The following is a 16,614-nucleotide window of genomic DNA, read 5'->3' on the forward strand; positions in this document are numbered from 1 at the left end:
AAGGCCATCCGCCTTGGACTGCCGAAATAGCGGTAAGTAATCATCTCGCGGCGGGCCGCTCGGCGGGGCCGCTCGTTCACGGCGTGGCAGCTTGATCAAGTTTCCGGCTCCTACAGAAGACCGGCCGATTCCGCAGATTCAGGGCACTATACGAGCGTTCATGGAGCCCAAGATTCAGGTGCCGACCGCGATCCAAACCCGATCTTGGGCACGGCTGCGGTGCTTAGTTCTCGGGGATCTCCGCGGGGCGTTGCCGGAGGTGGCGTACGGCGAGAAGTGTGGTGATGACCGCCGCCAACGCTCCGCCCGTCCATAATGGAACGACCAGCCCGCCGGACGCGATGAAGCCGCTGAGGAAGGCGCCGATCGCGCCGCCGCCCGCGCTCGCGACCCGGTGGCCGGCCGCGACCCGGCCCATCAGGCCGGCCGGCGTGGCGAGCTGGCGGGCGGCCGTGCCCGCGATGGTGCCGACGGCTCCGGCGACGCCGAGGACGGCCAGGCCGAGCGCCGCCACGGTCACGCTGCCGCTCAGCGCGATCGCCGGCCAGACCAGCACCTGCGCGGCGAAGACCGGGACGTACACGGCCAGGGCGGCGGCGTCGCGCAGGAAGCGGGGCGCGACGAGGCCGGCGGCCACCGCGCCGAGCGCGCCGGCGCCGAGCAGCAGGCCGAAGCCGAGGGTGCCGAGATCCAGCCGGTCCTGGGCGTACAGGACGAGGGTGGCGGACGAGATCGCGTACGCGAGATTGAAGGAGAACGCGCACCCGGCCAGCAGGCGCAGTTCGGGGTTGCGCAGGAGGTAGGTGACGCCGCCGCCACGCGGGACGGCGGGCACGGCGGCGCGGGGGACCCGGCTGAGCAGGGCCGCGGAGATCACGAAGGTCGCGGCGTCGGCGAGGAACGGCAGCGAGCGCGCGAGCGCGAAGGCGGCGGCGCCCAGCGGCGGCCCGGCGAGCGACCGGCCGAACGCGTCCATGCTCCAGATGCGCCCGTTGAGCGTGGTCAGCCGCGCCTTGTCACCCGCGGCCAGCTGCTGGATGAGAGCGACGCTCGCCGGTTGGAACAAGCACGTCGCCACGCCGACCACGAACACGGTCACCGCCAGCGCCGCGACGCTCGCCCGCCCCGCCAGCGCGAGCGCACCGAACACCGCGAGCGTCACGGCCCGCACGACATCCGCCCCCATCATCGCCGTACGCCGGTCCCACCGGTCCACCAGAGCCCCCGCGGGTACGCCGACCAGCAACCACGCGGCCGTGGAGGCGGCCACGACGAAGCCGATCTCGACAGGGTCCCGGGTGAGCGTGGCCGCCATGAGCGGCGTGGCCGCGACGAGCATCCCGTCACCCGTGACGGACGCTCCGGTGGCCAGAATGAGGTACGCGAAGGGGGCGCGGCGCATCCACCATCATGACTTATGCATCCTGTCGGCATGGAGCTGCGGCCGGCGGGCGTACACGAAGTAGAAGCGGTGCTGGAATTCTGGCGTTATGCCGCCGAGGGGACCGACCGCGACGACCGGCCCGAGGCCGTGGCCGCCCTCATCGCCCGTGACCCCGACGCACTGATCCTGGCTGTCGACAATGGACAGATCGTGGGGTCTCTGATCGCGGGCTGGGACGGTTGGCGGGCCAGCCTCTACCGGTTCGCGGTCGATCCCGCCCGCCGCCGTCAGGGCATCGGCAGCCGGCTGGTGGCCGCCGCCGAGCAGCGGTTGGCGTCGCTCGGCGCGCGCCGGGCGGACGCGATGGTCCTCAACGCCAATGAGCAGGGCCACCTGGCCTGGAGCGCCGCCGGCTACACCCGCGAGACCAACAACGCCCGCTGGGTGAAGCGCCTCCCCTAGCCCCGCCATTCCGACCCCCCGATTCCGACCCCCCGATTCCGACCCCCCGATTCCGACGATCTTGCGCGAATGTCCGGGCATTACGGGCATTCGCCGCGAAATTCGAGGCATTCGCGCAAGATCGTCGGAATGACGGGGCGGGGGAACCGCCCGGGGGACCGCCGGGGCGGGTCAGCCGATGAGGGCCAGGTCTTCCGGGGTGAGGGTGAGATCGCCCGCCGCGATGTTCTCCTCAAGGTGGGCGAGTGACCCCGTCCCCGGAATCAGCAGGATGTTCGGCGACCGGGCGAGCAGCCACGCCAGCGCCACCTGCGCGACGGTCGCCCCGTGCCGTTCCGCCACCGTGGTGAGGTGCTCGGCCGTCACCGGCTGGAAACCGCCGCCGATCGGGAAGAACGGCACGTACGCCACCCCGGCCGCCGTGCACGCGTCGATCAGCGGATCGTCGTCGCGCCGGGCCACGTTGTACTGGTTCTGTACGCAGACGATCGGCGCGATGCTCCGGGCGAGTTCGAACTCGGGCAGGCCGATGTTGGAGACGCCGATGTGCCGGATCAGGCCCTCCTCGCGCAGCTTCATCAGGGTCTCCAGCGGCTCCGCGATCGAGGCGTCGCCGTGCCCCCGGTCGCCCATCCGCAGGTTCACCACGTCGACGCGGTCGATGCCCAGCGAGGTCAGGTTCGCCTCGATCCCGCGCCGCAGACCGTCCGGCGACAGCCCCGTGTGCTGCTCCGGCGGCAACATGATGTCCGGGCCCTCGACCAGCGCGCCGACCTTCGTCACGAGCACGAGATCATCCGCGTACGGGTGGAGGGCGCTGCGGATCAGTTCGTTGGCGGAGACGCCGTCGCGGGCGTAGTAGTTCGAGGTGTCGATGTGGTTGACGCCCAGTTCGACGGCGCGCCGCAGCACGGCCAGGGCGGTGTCGCGGTCGGGCCGGTCGCCGCGCGGCCAGCCGGTGAGCTTCATCGCGCCATAGCCGACGCGAGCGACGCCGAGGTCGCCCAGGTTCCCAGTCTCACAAGTCACGATCTTGATCCTAGGTCGCCGCGGGCGGTGCCTGATATCGGATTGCCCGCGATGCCAGGATGATCGCATGACCGATCGGAAGCCGATGATCGCCGTGCTGACCGGCGCCGGCATCTCCACCGACTCCGGCATCCCCGACTTCCGTGGCCCCAACGGCGTCTGGACGCGGGATCCGGCCATGGAGAAGCTCTTCACCCTGCAGAACTACCTCGCCGACCCGGACGTACGCCGCCGGAGCTGGCTGGCCCGCCAGGACAACGCCGCGTGGACGGCCGAACCGAACGCGGCTCACCGGGCGCTCGCCGAGCTGGACGCGGCCGGCTTCCCGGTCCGCGTGATCACGCAGAACATCGACGGGCTGCATCAGCGGGCGGGGTCGCCGGAGCGCAAGGTGATCGAGCTGCACGGCACGATGTTCCGCGTACGGTGTGTCGACTGTGGAGCGGTCACGACGATGCGGGAGGCGCTCGACCGGGTGGCGGCGGGTGAACCGGACCCGGCGTGCACCGAGTGCGGCGGCATTCTCAAGTCGGGCACGGTCATGTTCGGCGAGAACCTCGATCCGGACACGATCGACACGGCGCTCAAGGTGGCGCTGGCCTGCGACCGTTTCTGGGCGATCGGGACGTCGCTGACGGTCGAGCCGGCGGCGACGCTCTGCGCGGTCGCGGCGCAGTCGGGGGCGCGGCTGACCATCGTCAACGCCGATCCGACGCCCTACGACGTGATCGCGGACGAGATCGTGCGGGAGCCGATCGGCACGGCGGTCCCGCGGATGGTCCGCGAACTGATCTCAGGCGCCGGGAGTCGCTGACGCCGAGGCGTGGGGCCGGGCCCAGGACGTGCCATAGAGGTCGATGTTGCGGAACAGCACCTCGTAGGTCTGGCCCGCCTGGACCTCGTCCCGCTGCAGGACGCCGATCGCCACCCTGCCGTGGTCGAACGAGCTGTCGGACGCCACACCGATCGCTTTGCCGTCGGCGTACAGGGTCATGGTCGGGCCCTGGGCGACGACGCCGAAGCGGCGGCTCACGCCCACCTCCATCGGGGACGGGTACTGCATCGTGCGCAGGTGCGGGGTGCTCCAATGCTTGCCGTCGTTGCTCTCCTGGCGGATGAGCAGCGCGCCGTCCTGGCAGATCTCCAGGGCGTAGCCGCCGCGGGCGGCGTCGTCGAAGCGGAACCAGATGCCGGCGCAGGACGCCGCGGACAGCAGGGTCACGTCGACGAACGCGGCCGTGTCGGTCAGCTCGTCCTTCGGGCCGGGGCAGCGGTAGGTCGGGCCGGTGACCGAGGCGTGCACACCGCCGGACACATGGCAGGTCGCCTTGTTTGGGACGTCGGTGCGCTCATGCCACAGGCCGGCCGCGTCCAGTGTGTCCTGTGCCGCGGGGAGGAAGCCCGCCGGGACGACGTCGCCGTTGGCGGCGACCGAGGCGGAGGGAGTGGCCGCGGCCGACGCGCCGGCCGACGCCGGGGTGCTCGGACCCGCGCCCGGCCCGGCCGCGAAGGTGCGGTGCTGCGTGCCGAAGTAGACGCCGCCCGCGGCCACCGCCGCGAGCACCAGTACGGCCGCGACGGCCGTCAACACCTTGCGGCCCCGCCCGGAGCGCAGGCGGGGGATCGGGACGGACGAGGTCGTGCCGACGTCCGCCCGGGTGAGTTCGGCGCCGCCGGCCTGCGCTTCCTTGGCCGGTTCGATGACCGCCTTCGGTACGCCGCTGCGCGTCGCCCCGGTCGACATCAGCTCGTCGAGCAGGTCCCGGGCGGTCGGCCGGTCGGCGGGGTCCTTGGCCAGCGTACGGGCGATGATGTCGCGGAGGGCTCCGCCGATGCCGTCGAGGTCGGGCTCGCTGGTGAGGATGCGGACGGCCGTCGACGCGGGGGTGTCGCCGCCGAAGGGCGTACGCCCGGTGGCCGCGTAGGTCATGACGGCGCCCCAGGCGAAGACGTCGGCCGCCGCCGTGACCGGGCGCAGCCCGCCGAACGAGGCGCCGCCGAGCCGCTCCGGCGAGATGTAGGGGACGGTCCCCATGACCTGGTCCGTACGCGTGATCCCGGTGGCCGTGTCGACGTCGCGGGCGAGGCCGAAGTCGATCACCTTGACCCCGCCGCGGGGCAGCAGCACGTTGCCGGGCTTGAGGTCGCGGTGGATGACGTTGGCGCCGTGGATGGCGGTCAGCGCGGTCGCCATGCCGATCCCGAGGGAGTGCAGCGACGTGCCGCGCAGCGGGCCGGCCTCGGCGACCACCTCGGCGAGCGAGGGGCCGTCCACATACTCCACCACGAGATAGGGCGGCTCGTGGTCCGGGTCGGCGTCGAGCACCTCGGCCGTGCAGAAGGGGGGCACCGTCTTGGCCCGCTCGACCTCGCCGCGGAAGCGCTCGCGGTACTCGTCGCGTTCCAGGAGGTGATCGCGGATGACTTTGATCGCCACCCGGGTCCCGCCGGCGTCCTCGGCCAGGAAGACCGTGCCCATGCCGCCTTCACCGAGGCGGCCCAGCAGGCGGTAGCCGCCGATGTCCTGGCCGTCGTTCGGCCTGAGGTCTCGTACCCCCGACATGTGCGCCCTCCCCGCGAGTCTGCGACAGCATGCCACCTCCTCCGACAGCGCGTAAACCAACCTTCGGACAGACGGGGAGGATTGGTCCGGACGGCTCGTTAAGAAGTCTTGCCAAGTTGATGGAAATGGTGAAACTTTAACGGCGATCGCAGAATCGGAGAACCGCCCGATAGATGGAGGAACGACGATGTCCCCGTCCGGCATTTCCCGGCGCCGGCTGGCCGCAATCGCCGCGGCTGCCCCGCTCGGAGCCCTGCTGGTCCCCGAGATCGCCGCGGCGCCCGCCGCCGCGGAGGAGGCCGCCCCGGCCGCCACCCCCACCGACGTCCCCAAGCGCGAACTGCGGGCGCTGTGGATCGCCAGCGTCGTCAACATCGACTGGCCCAAGGCCCCCCACCTCGACGAGGAGACCCTCAAAGCGGATTACCGCGGCTGGCTCGACCTCGCCGAGCGCCTGAACCACAACGCCGTCGTCGTCCAGATCCGGCCCACCGCCGACGCCTTCTGGCCGTCGCCGTACGAGCCGTGGTCGGAGTGGCTGACCGGCGCCCGCGACGGCGTCGGCCCCGGCTGGGACCCGCTGGCCTTCCTCGTCGAGGAGGCCCACGCGCGCAACCTGGAGTTCCACGCCTGGTTCAACCCCTACCGCGTCTCGATGCCCACCGGCGCGGCCGGCGACGTCACCAAGCTCGCCCCCAACCACCCGGTCCGCGAGCACCCCGAGTGGGCGGTGGCCTATCCCGTGGGCAACGCCGCCACGCGGCTCTACTACAACCCCGGCATTCCTGCTGTACGCGAGTTCGTCCAGACGGCCATCATGGACGCCGTCCTGAACTACGACATCGACGGCGTGCACTTCGACGACTACTTCTACCCGTACCCGGCGTCCGGACAGGACTTCGGCGACGAGGCGACGTTCGCCGAGTACGGGGCGGGCTGGGCGACCAAGGCCGACTGGCGGCGGAACAACATCAACCTGCTCGTCAGCGAGATGAGCGAGAAGATCCGGGCCGCGAAGCCGTGGGTGAAGTTCGGGGTCAGCCCGTTCGGCATCTGGCGCAACAAGGCGGCCGACCCGCTGGGCTCGGACACCAACGGTACGCAGTCCTACGACGCCAACTTCGCCGACACCCGCACGTGGGTGAAGGAGGGCTGGCTGGACTACATCGTGCCGCAGGTCTACTGGAACATCGGCTTCGCCGTGGCCGACTACGCGAAGCTCGTGTCCTGGTGGTCGGACGTGGTGACCGGCACCGACGTCCAGCTCTACATCGGCCAGGCCGACTACAAGATCTCCGCCGCCGGGCAGCCCGCGGCCTGGTTCGACCCCGAGGAGATGAGCCGGCACATCGCGTACAACCGGGGGTTGAACGTCAGCGGGAGCATCCACTTCTCGGCGAAGGACGTGCTGGCCAACCGGCTCGGCGCCACCGACCTGTACGCGGCCGAGCGCTACTCGCGGCCCGCCCTCGTCCCCGCCCTGGCCCGGTACGCCGGCAAGCCGATGCTGCCGCCCGTGATCACCCAGCTGCGCCGCGAAACGGCCGGCGTACGCCTGAAGTGGCACACGCCCGCCGACGACAAGGGCCCGTTCGCCGACACCGTCGCGTACGCGGTCTACCGGTTCGACGGGTTCGTGCCGCTCCCTGATCCGTCCATGATGGACACGGCGGCGTACCTGCTGGCGACCGTCCGCGGCGAGGAGTTCGTCGACGCGACCGCGGTCGCGGGGCAGGCGTACACCTATGTGGTCCGGGGCTTGGACCGGGTGTGGCACGAATCCGCGGCGCTGCCGGGCCGGGTCATCTGGCGGTAGCGCGCGCGTCGTTGCGGACCTCGAGCCAGCGCTCGAGCAGGCCGGTGACCTCGTCATGGAGATACTCGTAGAAGTCGGCGATCTCCTTGATGCGGGCACCGGCCGCCGTCGTCTCGCCGCCCGCGGCGCCGAGCCCCTCCCGGGACATCTTCGACAGCGTGGTGAACAGGCCGCCCTTGGTCATGGAGACCGAGTACCACGGGTCGTCGGGCAGCCGGTAGACGTCGCGGCGCGAGCCGGGGACGGGCTCGCGGATGAGCATGCCGAGCTGTTGGAGGTAGCGGACCGAGGTGGAGACCGCGGCGGGGGACACCCCGAGGCCCGCGGCGATCTGCGCGGCGGTGAGCTCCTGCTCCTCCTGGACCATCATGAGCATCAGGATCCGGGCGGCCATCCGGGGGAAACCCCAGTCCGACAGCACGCGCGCCATCCGCTCCACGTACGCGCGCAGCGCCTCCTCATCCCGCTGGCCCTCGGGCGGGCCTGGCTGAACCGGCATGGTGGCCTCCTCTTCGCGCATACGAAATTCTGACACGACTGAAGCTTCACAGTTTTGTGAAGCAAGTGTAGCGTGCGAAACATGGAAAACATCATCGAGGCGACCGGGCTGACCAAGCATTTCGGCCCGACCCGGGCGCTGGACGGCCTGGACCTGACGGTCCGCCGCGGGGAGGTCCACGGGTTCCTCGGCCCCAACGGGGCGGGGAAGTCGACCACGATCCGGGTCCTGCTGGGCCTGCTCAAGTCCGACGGCGGCACCGTCACCCTGTTCGGCGGCGACCCCTGGAAAGATGCGGTCACGCTGCACAAACGGCTCGCGTACGTGCCCGGTGACGTGACGCTCTGGCCGACCCTGACCGGTGGCGAGGTGATCGACCTGCTCGGGCGGCTGCGCGGCGGTACCGATCCCGCCCGGCGGGACGAGCTGATCCAGCGGTTCGAACTCGACCCGCGCAAGAAGGGCCGCACCTACTCCAAGGGCAACCGCCAGAAGGTGGCCCTCGTGGCGGCCCTGGCCTCCGACGCCGAACTGCTCGTCCTCGACGAGCCCACCTCCGGCCTCGACCCCCTCATGGAATCCGTCTTCCAGGCCTGCATCAACGAGGAGCGGGCGAACGGGCGTACGGTGCTGCTGTCCAGCCACATCCTGGCCGAGGCCGAGGCGCTGTGCGACCGCGTGAGCATCATCCGGGCCGGCAGGATCGTCGAGACCGGTACGCTCGCCGAGCTGCGCCACCTCACGCGTACGAGCATCCGGGCGGACCTCGCCGGATCGCCGGACGGGCTGTCGTCGCTGGCCGGCGTGCACGACTTCACCGCCGAGGGATCGCAGGTCCGGTTCCAGGTCGACACGGCGAACCTCGACGACGCCCTGCGCAAGCTGACGGCGGTCGGCGTACGCGGCCTCACCAGCCAGCCGCCGACGCTGGAGGAGCTGTTCATGCGGCACTACCGGGACGAGCGGTGAACGGCCTCGCCGGCACCGGCGCGCTCACGCGGCTGGCGTTGCGCCGCGACCGGATCATCCTGCCGCTCTGGGCCCTCGTCGTGGCCCTGTTCCCGATGAGCGTGGCGAGCAGCTTCAAGAGCCTCTACACCGACCCGAAGCAGCTGGCCGACTTCGCCCACCAGATGCAGGCGACGCCGGCGATCGTCGGCTTCTACGGCCCGGTCTACGGCGACACCCTGGGCGCGCTGGCCGCGTGGCGGTCGGGGATCCTGCTGGTCATCGGGGCACTGGCGGCCGGGCTGACGGTCATCCGGCACACCCGCGCCGAGGAGGAGCAGGGCCGCCGCGAGCTGCTCGGTGCCACGGCCGTCGGCCGGCAGGCCCCGCTCGCGGCCGCGTTCCTCCTCACCGGAGCGGCGTCCGTCATCATCGGACTGCTGCTCTGGGGCGGGATCTCCTCGGTCGCCCCCGGCGCCGGCGCGTTGGCCATGGGCGTCCAGTACATCGTCTGCCTCTGGTTCTTCGCGGCCGTGGCCGGCGTCGCGGCGCAGGTGACGCAGAGCGCGCGTACCGCCCGGTGGATCCTCGGCGCGGTCCTCGGCGGCTCCTTCCTGCTCCGGGCGGCCGGTGACGCCGGCGGTTCGCAGGACAGCCCGCTGTCGTGGATCTCCCCGCTCGGGTTCCTCCAGCGCATTCGGCCCTACGGCGGCGAACGCTGGTGGATCGCCGCGGTCGGGGCGGCCGTCGCGATCGGGGTGGCGCTCTGGGCGTACTCGCTGAGTTCCCAGCGCGATCTGGACGCGGGGCTCGTCGCGCCGCGGCCGGGACCGGCGCGGGCCTCGCGGCTGTTGACCGGACCGCTCGGCCTGACCTGGCGGCTGCAGCGGGGGACGCTGATCGGCTGGGCGGTCGGGTTCGCGGTGCTGAGCCTGGTGCTGGGCTCGGCGGCGAACTCGGCGGGCGACGCGGTGAAGGAGAGCCCGCAGCTGGCCGACATCTTCCGCCGCCTCGGCGGGGCGGGCGCGCTCGGCGACCTGTTCATGGTCACGCTGATCTCGATCGCGGCGATCGCCGCCGCCGCGCAGGGCATCCAGACCGCGCTGCGGGCCCGGGCGGAGGAGCAGGCCGGCCGGGTCGAGCCGGTGCTGGCCGCCGCCGTCGGCCGTACGCGCTGGTGGGGCTGGTGGATCGGGTTCGCCCTCGGCGGCCCGGCGCTCAGCCTGGTCGTGCTGGGCCTCTGCGGCGGGATCAGCTACGGCGCCGGCGGCGACGGCGTCGGCCGCCAGCTGCCCCGGGTGCTCGGCGCGGCGCTCGCCGTGCTGCCGGCGGTGTGGCTGACGGTGGGCATCGTCGTGGCCCTGTTCGGCCTGCTGCCGCGGCTGGTGGCGGCGGGCTGGGTGCTGCTCGCGGCCTTCCTGCTGCTCGGTCAGCTCGGCGCCGTCCTGCAACTTCCACAGTGGGCGCTGGACCTCTCGCCGTTCAGCCACGTGCCCCACCTGCCCGGCGGCACCCTGAGCTGGCCGCCGCTGATCTGGCTCGCCGTCCTGGCCGCGCTGCTCACCGGGGCCGGCGTCTGGGGCTTCCGCAGGCGCGACATCGGCTGATTCTTCGATTAGATTCGACGGTGGTGGGAACGCTCCCGCGCGTTCAGTTCCGAGCGGCTTTCGGTTCCGAGCGGCTTGCAGCTCCGAGCGGCTTGCAGCTCCGAGCGGCTTTCGGTGCCGAGTGGCTTTCGGTTCCGGGCGGCGCAGGGGCGTTCCGGCCACGGGCACGCCCATGCCCGCGACATCCACCTCCACGGACGGGAGTTTCCCTATGTCCCCCATCAGACGCTGGGGTGCGGCGGCGACGTCGCTGGCCCTCGCCGGCGCGGCCCTCGTGGCCGGCGCCGTGCTCACGGCGACCCCGGCCCAGGCGGCCGGCACGGGTACGGGTTACCTGCACACGAGCGGCAGCAAGATCGTCGACAGCACCGGCGCGACGGTACGCCTGACCGGCATCAACTGGTTCGGCATGGAGACCGACAACCACACGTTCCACGGCCTCTGGGCCAACGTGACGTGGAAGTCCATGATCGACCACATGGCCCAGCTGGGCTACAACACGATCCGCGTGCCCTACACCGGCGACTCGCTGCGCTCGGGCGCCCAGGCGACGAGCGTCAACACGAACACGAACCCGGACCTGGTCGGCCTCTCCCCGCTGCAGATCCTCGACAAGGTCGTGGACTACGCGGGCCAGAAGGGCATGCGCATCCTGCTCGACCGCCACCGCCCGACGGCCGCCGGCCAGACCGCCCTCTGGTACACGGCCTCGGCGTCCGAGGCGAGCATGATCGCGGACTGGCAGATGCTGGCCGGCCACTACGCCGGCAACCCGACCGTCATCGGCGGCGACCTGTTCAACGAGCCGCACGCCGACGGCACCGAGCCCAACAGCACCGGTTCCTGCTGGGGCTGCGGCGACACGGCCCGCGACTGGCGGCTGGCCGCCCAGCGGATCGGCAACGCGATCCTCGGCACCAACCCGAACTGGCTGATCATCGTCGAGGGCGTGAGCTGCCCCTCCGGCGGTACGCCCAACACCTGGGACACCATCCCGGACGACCCGATGACCTGCGACTGGTGGGGCGGCAACCTCGCCCTGGCGGGCACCTACCCGGTGGTCCTCAACACCGCCAACCGGCTCGTCTACTCGGCGCACGACTACGGCATCTCGGTCTACGACCGGCAGCCCTGGTTCAAGGACGCCAACTTCCCGAACAACCTGCCCGACGTGTGGGACCACTTCTGGGGCTACCTGTACAAGAACAACACCGCCCCGATCCTCGTCGGCGAGTTCGGCAGCACCCTGGCCAACCCGCTCGACACCCAGTGGATGACCAAGCTCATGGCGTACATGGGCACCGGCACCAGCGGGATGTCGTTCACCTACTGGTCGTGGAACCCGGACTCGGGCGACACGGGCGGCATCGTCCAGGACGACTGGGTGACCGTCAACCAGAACAAGCAGAGCATCCTGCAGCCGTACCTGATCCCGCCGGTGGGCGGGGGAACGACCTCGCCGCCGCCCTCGTCGCCGGCCGCCTCGGTCTCGGCGTCGCCGTCCCGCTCGGTCTCGCCCTCGCCGTCGGCTTCGGTTTCGCCGTCGGTCTCGCCCTCCTCGGGCGGAACCGGCGGGTGTGCGGTGACCTACCACATCGACAACTCGTGGCCGCAAGGGTTCCAGGCCACGGTCACGGTGAAGAACAACGGGACGACCACGTACAACCCGTGGGTGGTCACGCTGACCCTGCCCAGCGGAGTGTCGCTGGTCAACGGCTGGAACGCGACGGTCGCGGCCAGCGGGCAGACGCTGACGGCCACCGCGCCGTCGTGGGCGTCCAGCCTGGCGCCGGGTGCGTCGACGAACTTCAGCTTCCAGGCGAACGGGGCGTCTTCTCCGGCGCCCTCGGGGTACAAGCTGAACGGTGTCGCTTGTAGCTGACCGTTCTTCTGGGTCCCGCTCGGTGGTTCTCCGCCGGGCGGGACCTTTCCTTGGGAAGTCCTCAAGTTCATTCATGTCCCGGGTTCGTCGATCCGACTTGTACCCGGAGCTGCTCGGCGATCTTGCACGAATGTCCGGGCATTTCGGGTACTCCGGACGAAACTCGAGACATTCGCGCAAGATCGCCGAGCGCCGCTGAAGGTCCCTGAGGATCGGGGATGCCGTTCACCTCGGCCTGTTGGCCTTTGTCGCGACTGTCCGATATGGGGGCCTGGCGGCGGCGGGCGGCAGTCGGCGGTGGGCGGCGGGGTTGATCAAGAAATCGGTGATCCCGGTTCGCCTGCTGGAAGATCGTTCCCGCATCATGGGAAGCACTCGATGGCCGGGCGGCGTCAGCGTAATCCACTGCGGCTGAACGGTAAACCCGGCTCCTCGTCCAAGATCCAAAGCGCCTCAGGTGCGGGATGCCGGCTCTGGCTGCGTCCCAGCCGCAATGGATCGAGAAAGCGGGCCGGAAATGGCATCTCAGCTGCGAATGATCACCAAGGCCGGCCGACCTTCGTCTCCACATCGGATAGTCGGGGAACGGTGCAGCGCCCCTCCGGCCTGCGATCCATGGCTTCGTGACGGGGCGGCGGCCCTGACGGGTTCAGCTTCCGTCGCGGAGATCGGTGAGCTTGGCCGTGCTGAAGCCGACGTGGTCGAACAGCACGTCGCACCCGTTGCCGCTCGGCGCCTGTACGCCGAAGCCGACGTGCGTCGCGGGCAGCGCGAACTGGCGTACGAACTCCCAGCGGGAGCCGTCGTCGCCGGCGTGGAAGACGAAGGCGCCGCCGACCCGGGAGATGCGCAGCCAGACACCGTCCAACGAGGACACCGGCCACGAGTTGGCGTCGTCGGCGAGGTCCCGGCAGACCACGCTGACGACCATCGGCTGGCCGGCCGGGGAGCGTTCGAAGCAGAGTTTCGCCCAATGCTTCTCGTCGGCCCACAGCAGCAGGGTTCCGGCGTCGTACGTGTCGCGGAAGGTGACGCGTACGCGGGCGGACAGGGAGAAGTCCCCGTCGGGCAGGGGGGCGAGGGCGCGGGAACCGTTCATGGTGGACGGACTGCCGTCGGGCGGGACGAAGATGTCCGTGCGGGCGGGTGGCACGGCGCGCAGCGATCCGTTGCGCAGTCCGCATTCCGCGGGCGGCACGGTCCAGGTGAACTCCAGGGGAACACCGGGCAGCGTGAACTCCATCCGGGAAGCCTGCCACACCGCGGGTCAGCGCGGTAGGTTCTTCAGCGCCTCCCGCCGCGACAGCCCCGACAGCTCGTGCGACTCGACGAAGCGGACGACCGCGGCCGGGTCGGTCTTCGCGTATTCGCGCAGGGCCCAGCCGATGGCCTTGCGCATGAAGAAGTCCGGGTGGTCCGCCCGCATCGCGCAGTAGCGGAACAACCGCTCGGCGTCGGTGCGCGCACGGTAGCGGAGCTGGTGCAGGATCGCCGTGCGGGCCGGCCACAGCTCCTCGCCCGCGGCCCACTCGTCCAAGATCACAACCACTTCCGGGTACGCCTCCCGCAGCGGCCCGGCCACGTGGGCGGCGAGCGCGTCCACTGTGTCCCACCACGACTTCGTGACGACGAGTTCCCGCAGGGTGGCCATGAAGCCGGCATCGAGAACCCGCACGTGCCGGCGCAGGTACGCGCACGCCACATACTGGTACTCGCGTTCGTTCATCGCCCAGCAGCCGAGCGCGATCCCGGCCGCGTCGGCGGAGGTGGGCCGGGGCAGTCCGGCGAGCGCCTGCCGGGTCAAGGCGGTCAGGGGCGTGCTCGGGATGCCCAGGAAGGCGAACTTGTCCCGCATGTACGCCGACATCGCGGCCGCGCGTACCGGATCGGCGTGCTCGGGCAGGGTCGAGCGCAACCGGCCGAGCACGGTCGGGGCCAGCTCGGCCATCGTGCCACCACCCCTGGATTGGATCTGGCGAAACTGTCCGTCCAGCCTGACATACTCGGCGGGTGGACACCTCGTGGAATTCGCCGGCCCCGTGGAATCCGCCGGCGCTGTGGCGGGCCGAACCCGGTTGGTTGAACACCGCCAGTTACGGCCTGCCGCCCGAACCCGCCTGGGAAGCGCTGCAGTCGGCGCTGGAGGACTGGCGCCGCGGGCGTACCAGCTGGGAGGTCTGGGACGGGGCGACCTCCCGCGCGCGGGAGTCCTTCGCGCGGCTGGTGGGCGTCGACGCCTCGGACGTGGCGGTCGGCGCGCAGGTGTCGCAGCTGCTCGCGCCGGTGGCGGCCGGGCTGCCCGACGGGACGACGGTGCTGGTGCCGGACATCGAGTTCACCTCGAACGTCTTCCCGTGGGCGGTGCACCAGGACCGCGGCGTGCGGGTCGAGACCGCGCCCGTCGAGGCCTACCTCGACGCCATCCGGCCGGGCATCGACGTGGTGGCGTTCGCGCTCGTCCAGTCCGCCAACGGCTACGTCGCCGACCTGCCGGCGATCGCGGCGGCGGCCCGGTCGGTGGGCGCCCTCGTGGTGGTCGACGCGACCCAGGCGTGCGGCTGGCTGCCCTTCGACGGCCGGCTGGCCGACGTCGTGGTGGTCGGCGCGTACAAGTGGATGATGTCGCCGCGCGGGACCGGATTCGCGTACCTGGCACCGGCGCTGCGTGACCGGCTGCGCCCCCTCAGCGCCGGGTGGTACGCGGGGCTCGACGTCCACGACTCCTACTACTCGATGCCGCTGCGGCTGGCCAAGGACGCGCGCGCGTTCGACCTCTCACCGGCGTGGCACCCGTGGGTGGGCACCGCGCCCGCCCTGGAGCTGATCGAGCGGATGGGCGTGGCCAACATCCACGACTGGGACGTGGGCCTGGCCAACCGCTTCCTCACCGCGCTCGGCCAGGCGCCGGGCAACAGCGCGATCGTCACCGTCGACGTGCCCGGGGCCGAGGAGAAGCTGGCCGCCGCCGGGATCCGGGCGGCCGTGCGGGCCGGACGCGTACGCGCGGCCTTCCACGTCTACACCACGATCGCGGACGTCGACGCGGCTGTCGCGGCGCTCTCCTCGTGACGGCGCGCCCGGCCGCGGGGGGCGGCCGCTGGGTCGACGTGCCACCCGAGCGCCTGTCCAAGTGGATCTCGGGGTTCCGCACCCGGCACGGTTCGGTCACGGTCGAACGGCCCGATGCGACACCGCCGGGCGGCTGGATCACGCTCGTCGGCGACGACGGTTCCCGGGCGACCTTCCACACCCCCGCGGGGGCCGTCGTGCCACCGCCCACCGGCGAACCCAGCCTGCTCGACCTGGACCGGCTGGTCGCCGCCGCCGAGGAGGACCGCACGCTCGGACTGCTGCTCGCCCGGAAGAACGCCGTCGCGATCGGTGTGATCAAGAACGGCGCGGTCGCGACCTCCAAGGTCGAGCGCTACTACGTCCAGGCGCGTACCGCGGCCGGCGGCTGGTCCCAGCAGCGGTACGCCCGCCGTCGCGGCAACCAGGCCACCGCCGCCGTACGCGACGCCGCCGAGATCGTGCTGAGGGTCGTCGAGCCGTACCGCAGACAGCTGTCCGCCCTGGTCTGCGGGGGTGACCGGACGACGGTGGACGCGATCCTGGAGGATCCCCGGCTGGCGGAGCTGGCGGCGCTGCGCTCGGCCCGCCTGCTGGACGTCCCCGAACCCCGGTACGCGGTCCTCGAAGAGGCGGCGGTCACCGCCCGCTCGGTCACCATCCACGTCCTCGACCCGTCCTGATCCGCCGCCCGCCGCCGCGCGGCGGGGGTGAGGGTGAGCTGGGCCACTGGGGGAATCGTTGCGCGTGGTCTACGGTTGGACAGGTCGGTGCCGCGACAGTGTCCCCGGGCCTCAACTATCGCCTTTACGGAATACCGTTCGGCTGGAGCCGTATCGTGCCACGCGCCGAGAGGCGACCGGCGGCACCGCCCTCGTGAACGGGCCTCGACCTTCTGCTGAGCGGCAGAGGCGGGGCCCGTTTTCGTCTTCCCCAGCTCACGACGTTCGAGGGCAGATCAAATTCAAGATCAAATTTAAGATCAAATTCATGTCCCGGGTTCGTCGATCTCACCTCCGCTCCTCGCGCGGGAGACCGTTCCGGCCCTGGGGGCCTCCACTGCCAGGTGAGTGGGGCGAGGCATCGTTCGCCGCCGCCCACTCCCTCTTTCGATTCGCAAGATCTCCATTGCTTGATCAAGTTTCCTGGGGCTGCGGAATCGGCCGGTTTTCTGCAGGATTTGGGAACTTGACCATGCTTTCTCGTCGTGATCGAGCGGCCCCTGTCGCGCGGACCGTCACGGGGTGATCGTTTGCCACTATTACGGCAGGCCATGGCGAATGGCCTTGATCAAGTACCGCCTATTCGGCAGGGAAGCGCTCTCCCGCCGTAATGACGGTATTTGATCAAGGAGA

The 16,614-nt window shown here is 71.0% G+C and carries 14 protein-coding genes; 8 read left to right on the forward strand and 6 right to left on the reverse strand.

All coding sequences use genetic code 11. From position 1 onward, the window contains the following. Window positions 1-223 precede the first annotated feature (223 nt). Window positions 224-1,402, reverse strand: coding sequence for an MFS transporter (locus G401_RS0125975; RefSeq protein WP_027344782.1), 1,179 nt, complete (start codon window positions 1,400-1,402; stop codon window positions 224-226). 30 nt (window positions 1,403-1,432) lie between these two features. On the opposite strand from G401_RS0125975, the gene G401_RS0125980 reads away from it, so the two are divergent. Next, window positions 1,433-1,846, forward strand: a complete 414-nt coding sequence (locus G401_RS0125980; RefSeq protein ID WP_034593126.1) for a GNAT family N-acetyltransferase — start codon at window positions 1,433-1,435, stop codon at window positions 1,844-1,846. A gap of 171 nt (window positions 1,847-2,017) precedes the next feature. Here G401_RS0125980 and G401_RS0125985 read toward each other — a convergent pair whose 3' ends face one another. Next, window positions 2,018-2,875 (reverse strand): oxidoreductase, encoded by an 858-nt coding sequence (locus G401_RS0125985; RefSeq protein WP_027344784.1) that lies wholly within the window; start codon window positions 2,873-2,875, stop codon window positions 2,018-2,020. A 67-nt stretch (window positions 2,876-2,942) separates the two neighbouring features. On the opposite strand from G401_RS0125985, the gene G401_RS0125990 reads away from it, so the two are divergent. Then, a complete protein-coding gene (locus G401_RS0125990; RefSeq protein WP_027344785.1) occupies window positions 2,943-3,689 on the forward strand; it encodes an SIR2 family NAD-dependent protein deacylase in 747 nt (248 codons plus the stop codon). Here the strand turns inward: G401_RS0125990 and G401_RS57910 are convergent. Continuing rightward, window positions 3,669-5,438 (reverse strand): serine/threonine protein kinase, encoded by a 1,770-nt coding sequence (locus G401_RS57910; RefSeq protein ID WP_051367161.1) that lies wholly within the window; start codon window positions 5,436-5,438, stop codon window positions 3,669-3,671. The genes G401_RS0125990 and G401_RS57910 overlap by 21 nt on opposite strands. A gap of 187 nt (window positions 5,439-5,625) precedes the next feature. On the opposite strand from G401_RS57910, the gene G401_RS0126000 reads away from it, so the two are divergent. Continuing rightward, entirely contained in the window at window positions 5,626-7,254 is a 1,629-nt protein-coding gene (locus G401_RS0126000) for a glycoside hydrolase family 10 protein (RefSeq protein WP_034593128.1), read from the forward strand. Here G401_RS0126000 and G401_RS0126005 read toward each other — a convergent pair. Next, window positions 7,241-7,753, reverse strand: a complete 513-nt coding sequence (locus tag G401_RS0126005) for a GbsR/MarR family transcriptional regulator (RefSeq protein WP_027344787.1) — start codon at window positions 7,751-7,753, stop codon at window positions 7,241-7,243. The genes G401_RS0126000 and G401_RS0126005 overlap by 14 nt on opposite strands. A gap of 81 nt (window positions 7,754-7,834) precedes the next feature. Between G401_RS0126005 and G401_RS0126010 the strand changes: the two genes are divergently transcribed. The 3 genes from G401_RS0126010 (at window position 7,835) to G401_RS0126020 (ending at window position 12,190) form a co-directional block, all read left to right on the forward strand. After that, complete coding sequence (locus tag G401_RS0126010; RefSeq protein ID WP_027344788.1) at window positions 7,835-8,722, forward strand: ABC transporter ATP-binding protein; 888 nt, start codon at window positions 7,835-7,837, stop codon at window positions 8,720-8,722. Beyond that, window positions 8,719-10,308, forward strand: coding sequence for an ABC transporter permease (locus G401_RS0126015; protein WP_027344789.1), 1,590 nt, complete (start codon window positions 8,719-8,721; stop codon window positions 10,306-10,308). The genes G401_RS0126010 and G401_RS0126015 overlap by 4 nt, the downstream gene beginning before the upstream one ends. Window positions 10,309-10,519: 211 nt before the next feature. Then, on the forward strand, window positions 10,520-12,190 hold the full coding sequence (locus G401_RS0126020) for a cellulase family glycosylhydrolase (RefSeq protein WP_051367162.1): 1,671 nt from the start codon (window positions 10,520-10,522) through the stop codon (window positions 12,188-12,190). Between the two features lie 649 nt (window positions 12,191-12,839). On the opposite strand, the gene G401_RS0126025 is transcribed toward G401_RS0126020, so the two are convergent. Beyond that, on the reverse strand, window positions 12,840-13,433 hold the full coding sequence (locus tag G401_RS0126025) for a DUF1349 domain-containing protein (RefSeq protein WP_034593129.1): 594 nt from the start codon (window positions 13,431-13,433) through the stop codon (window positions 12,840-12,842). 24 nt (window positions 13,434-13,457) lie between these two features. Continuing rightward, window positions 13,458-14,138 carry a DNA alkylation repair protein gene (locus G401_RS0126030; RefSeq protein ID WP_051367163.1) on the reverse strand — a complete coding sequence of 227 codons (681 nt, stop codon included), beginning with the start codon at window positions 14,136-14,138 and terminating at the stop codon, window positions 13,458-13,460. Window positions 14,139-14,200: 62 nt separating this feature from the next. Here G401_RS0126030 and G401_RS0126035 point away from each other — a divergent pair, with 62 nt between their 5' ends. Next, complete coding sequence (locus G401_RS0126035) at window positions 14,201-15,259, forward strand: aminotransferase class V-fold PLP-dependent enzyme (RefSeq protein WP_245601842.1); 1,059 nt, start codon at window positions 14,201-14,203, stop codon at window positions 15,257-15,259. Continuing rightward, window positions 15,256-15,942 carry an acVLRF1 family peptidyl-tRNA hydrolase gene (locus G401_RS0126040; protein ID WP_027344794.1) on the forward strand — a complete coding sequence of 229 codons (687 nt, stop codon included), beginning with the start codon at window positions 15,256-15,258 and terminating at the stop codon, window positions 15,940-15,942. The genes G401_RS0126035 and G401_RS0126040 overlap by 4 nt, the downstream gene beginning before the upstream one ends. Window positions 15,943-16,614: the final 672 nt, after the last annotated feature.

Source organism: Hamadaea tsunoensis DSM 44101 (assembly GCF_000428945.1).
GTDB lineage: Bacteria > Actinomycetota > Actinomycetes > Mycobacteriales > Micromonosporaceae > Hamadaea > Hamadaea tsunoensis.

Coding starts and splice junctions, on each gene's coding strand:
- G401_RS0125975 (WP_027344782.1), bottom strand. CDS start 1,402: ATGCGCCGCGCCCCCTTCGCGTACCTCATTCTGGCCACCGGAGCGTCC.
- G401_RS0125980 (WP_034593126.1), top strand. CDS start 1,433: ATGGAGCTGCGGCCGGCGGGCGTACACGAAGTAGAAGCGGTGCTGGAA.
- G401_RS0125990 (WP_027344785.1), top strand. CDS start 2,943: ATGACCGATCGGAAGCCGATGATCGCCGTGCTGACCGGCGCCGGCATC.
- G401_RS57910 (WP_051367161.1), bottom strand. CDS start 5,438: ATGTCGGGGGTACGAGACCTCAGGCCGAACGACGGCCAGGACATCGGC.
- G401_RS0126000 (WP_034593128.1), top strand. CDS start 5,626: ATGTCCCCGTCCGGCATTTCCCGGCGCCGGCTGGCCGCAATCGCCGCG.
- G401_RS0126005 (WP_027344787.1), bottom strand. CDS start 7,753: ATGCCGGTTCAGCCAGGCCCGCCCGAGGGCCAGCGGGATGAGGAGGCG.
- G401_RS0126010 (WP_027344788.1), top strand. CDS start 7,835: ATGGAAAACATCATCGAGGCGACCGGGCTGACCAAGCATTTCGGCCCG.
- G401_RS0126020 (WP_051367162.1), top strand. CDS start 10,520: ATGTCCCCCATCAGACGCTGGGGTGCGGCGGCGACGTCGCTGGCCCTC.
- G401_RS0126025 (WP_034593129.1), bottom strand. CDS start 13,433: ATGGAGTTCACGCTGCCCGGTGTTCCCCTGGAGTTCACCTGGACCGTG.
- G401_RS0126030 (WP_051367163.1), bottom strand. CDS start 14,138: ATGGCCGAGCTGGCCCCGACCGTGCTCGGCCGGTTGCGCTCGACCCTG.